The 3,671-nt window shown below is 38.8% G+C and carries 1 protein-coding gene and 2 pseudogenes; all 3 read right to left on the reverse strand.

What is annotated here, in order from left to right; genetic code table 11:
* Window positions 1–2,998, reverse strand: a 2,998-nt coding sequence (locus SMSK597_RS14010) for a YSIRK-type signal peptide-containing protein (RefSeq protein ID WP_000467202.1), incomplete at its 3' end; no start/stop codon positions are given.
* Window positions 2,999–3,342: 344 nt separating this feature from the next.
* Window positions 3,343–3,431 (reverse strand): annotated as a pseudogene (locus SMSK597_RS14145) (Rpn family recombination-promoting nuclease/putative transposase); the annotation flags it as partial.
* A gap of 14 nt (window positions 3,432–3,445) precedes the next feature.
* A pseudogene (locus tag SMSK597_RS0103445) lies at window positions 3,446–3,671 on the reverse strand (damage-inducible protein CinA); the annotation flags it as partial.

Raw genomic sequence — 3,671 nt, forward strand, 5'->3', positions numbered from 1 at the left:
CTTTGTAGTAAAAGTAATAAGTTCGTGAATTCCCATTGGCATCCGAAGTACTAATCTCCGCTATATGGATTCCTGGACGTTGAGTAGAGCTAACTGTTCCTTCGAGAGTCGGAGCAATATACTGATTCGCTTCTTTTGCAGTTGTTTGGCGACTAAAGCTACTATTAAACCGATTTCTATCAATCCCGTCTGGTGTATTGACAATAGATAGACTATTAATCGTTCCTGAATTATCCCATACTTTGATAGTCGGATTGAATCTTTCGCCCTGAGTAACCTCATACAAAACATGGTTTGAGTTATTTTTACTTGTTGGAAGCGTAATTCCATTCACACTAACTACCGGTGGAACTCCGTCCGTTGCAGCTTTTATATTTGACTCATCTGATTCAACCGTCTTACGACGAGTGTTATCATAATCGACCCAATCACCTTCTACAACAGTTTTTACAACATAGTTTGCTTCTTCAACTTTAACATTAGTAAAGGTTGCAACACCGTTAGTTCCTGCCTTAGCAATCAGAGGTTTTCCATTTGCACCGAGCACTTCTGTTAGAGAGCCATCGGCAGCACGTTTATACAGTCTCATGTCATAACCGTTGGTACCGTTGCTAGCTTGGATATTTATGGTATTACCAGCTTGGTGCATCAAATCAGTCGTCAAAGTCGGTGTCTTTGGCTTAGTGACAAAATAAAATTTCCCTGTATCATGAGAACCATCTCTAAAAGAACGATTGTAACGGTAAGCATGAACTCCAGGAGTAGAAATAGCATCTAAAGTTAATTCTTCTCTGCTGACATTTGTAATAGCTCCGTTTGAGTCTTTAAAGAGCTGGAAGTCTTGACCTTTTCCGTTCGCTTCACCTTTCCCTGCTTGTTTTTCCCACATCGAACCATCTTCTCTATAGTAGTCACCATAAGAAGTCGTATCTATGTTTCGATAGTCTGTAAAATAACCAGCGCTGTTATACGTCAAAACACCATCGACCATATTTTCAAAGGGTTTGTCAGCAAAACTACCTCTGTTTTTATAAGTAATTCCATTTACAGTACTTACGTAGTTTTCATTTCCTGGAGCAAAAATAGAGTTTACGGTATTTTGCTTAATCTTAAAATATCCATTACCCTTTATTTTGAATTTAAAACGGTCTGTATCATCAACTTCTCCAGGTGTGCGAGCATAAAACTGGTCAACAAGGAATAGGGTGTTAACGTTATTCTCTGATTTCACACCCTTAGCACCAACTGCATAAGTCAGTTTATTGATGTCATTATTCCCTCTTGTTTCAAATGAGAAGTGATAAGAATCTTTTTGGTTACTCATTTCAAAGTAATAAAGTTTACCACCGCTTCCATTTATGGCATTAAATTTCTTTGCGGATAATTCTCTTTCTTTTTGGCTCTCAAGATTCTTAGCATATGGACCTTTCCCAACCCCTGGTCTATGTTCTTGACGAGCCAATTTATCTAGACTCCCTACATCAAGCCCCTGAGTTAGAGTAATACCTCCGTCTTTCCGGACTCCTGAATTTTGTGGCGTCCCTTGAGTTTCATTATAAAAACCGAGTTCCTCGATTCTAAGCATATCCAATAAATTGCCACTATTAGGACTATAAGCGGTAGTCTGTCCACCTGGAGTTGTAACCGAAACAGTTGCTGTACCTGGTTTGTATTCCTGACCCGAAGGGATTGTGAACCATACAGGTGCACGAGATATGGTGTGATGTCCCTTGTTGACATAGATATCCCATCTAAAACCATCATTTGTCCTAGTGACATCAGCATAAATATACTCTCTACCTTCATTAACATTTCTATTAATATTGTCAACCGTACCAATTTGTCTTCTTGAATAGAAGTAATACGTATACTTATCATATGGTGAATTCCCCTTCTTCCCATCTTCGAAGAAGGACTCTAGAGAATTTGCATAATTATCAGTACCAGTACGAACGGTACGTGTTGTTCGAGTACGACCTCTTCCTCGGCTTGGGAGTTCTTCACCACCACTACGAGGTTGAGGGTTTACTGGTGTAGTTGTAGAATCATCTGTTGTTTTACCATTAAGTACCCCTTCAATCAAATCACGAGCCTTCTTGAGGTCTACTAAAGCAGCATCAAAGATTGCTTGATTGACAACACCGTTATTAGCTAGAGGGATAGCATTATTGATCCTATCATATGCATCTTTAACCTCTTGGATTTTACTCGTATCAGTATTAGCCTTCTTCAGTTCTCCATAGATAAAGTAAAGCTCATTTGATAGGTTCGTTGCCCCATCATTTTCATTGCTATATGTTGGCAATTCTTTTTTAGCTACTTTATTAGGATTCGAAGTTAGTCTATCTTCTGATCCCTGATTAACCGCAGCCTTGTCCTCGTTTAATTTGGCTTTGTCAACTATAGATAAATCTTTTTTAGATTTTTCTTGATCAGAAACCACTTTCTTCTCATCCTTAGGATGCTCGATAGAAGCTTCTTTATCCTTTTTATCAGCAGGCTCATCTACAGTTGGCTCAGATTTTGGAAGGAGCTTTTCGACCTCTCTTATCAAAGAGTTGATAGTCTCTACCTCTGTTGCAACAGCTTGCTCTGTAACACCTCCATCTTCAAGTAAGCGTTCGCTTTCTTCAACCACTTGAGTAAGCTGAGATTCAAGAGCGACTAGCTTGCTTGATTCTACTTTTCTGACTACGTCACTCAAATTTCCGATGGCTATACGAAGCGCATCCTTGTTGACTGACTGAGTCAATACTTTAGGTTGTTCAGCAGGCTGGATTTCCGAGACTGCTCTGCCTCCCGAATCTGAACGCTCTCCCCCAGGAGAAGATTGCACATTGGCCGTTTCAGGTCTTACTGGTAACGTTTCAGCCTGAGCTACACCATTTGCAAAAAATATCAATGCCGCAATCGCGACACTAGCAGCACCAAAATGGTACTTTCTTATCGAATAACGAAAGACTTTTTCCCCGTTATCCTTATGCCTTTTTCCAAACATAAGCATATCCTTTCTATTGTCTCAATAGACTACATTAAAAATATTTGAAACATAATGTTTCATTACTATACTAACACTTTTTAAATAGAATATCAATCAATTTCCTGAGCGTTATCTTAAGTTTAAAACCCTATAATATAGCATATTTTGGGATCTTTTTACGAATTATATATATATATATATATATATGCAGATGTTGTCATAACAGTGTTTTCAGGCCATTAAACATGAAATTTAATATAAACAAAAAACAGATCTTACCTTTTACTTAGGAAAAATCTGTCATTATTTTAGAATAGTTGAATGCCTAACCTCACATTTTATAGACAGTGTATTCATTGAAGCTTGTTCCCAAAAAACTCCAACCACAACTTGCGAATCTCGTCTTTGCTGGTTTCTCTATATTTTTTAGTTCTAAGAACGCCATCTTGACCGTTAGTACTAGTCTTACAACAACGCCTCAAACTCAGCGACAGTCATGCCTAATTGCTCACTTGCAACCTCAGATGTCAGGATACCTTGACGTACTAGATTTACTAGCATAGTGAAACTTCCTTCAACTTTCCCACGCTCAAGACCACGTTCCAATCCCTGTTCAAGACCTTCCGCCCTAGCAGTCTCCAAGGCATAATCCTGAGCCAATAACGCTTGTTCTTCTCGCATACGTAGTTGA

The organism is Streptococcus mitis SK597 (assembly GCF_000148545.1).
In the GTDB taxonomy this organism is placed as follows: domain Bacteria; phylum Bacillota; class Bacilli; order Lactobacillales; family Streptococcaceae; genus Streptococcus; species Streptococcus mitis_C.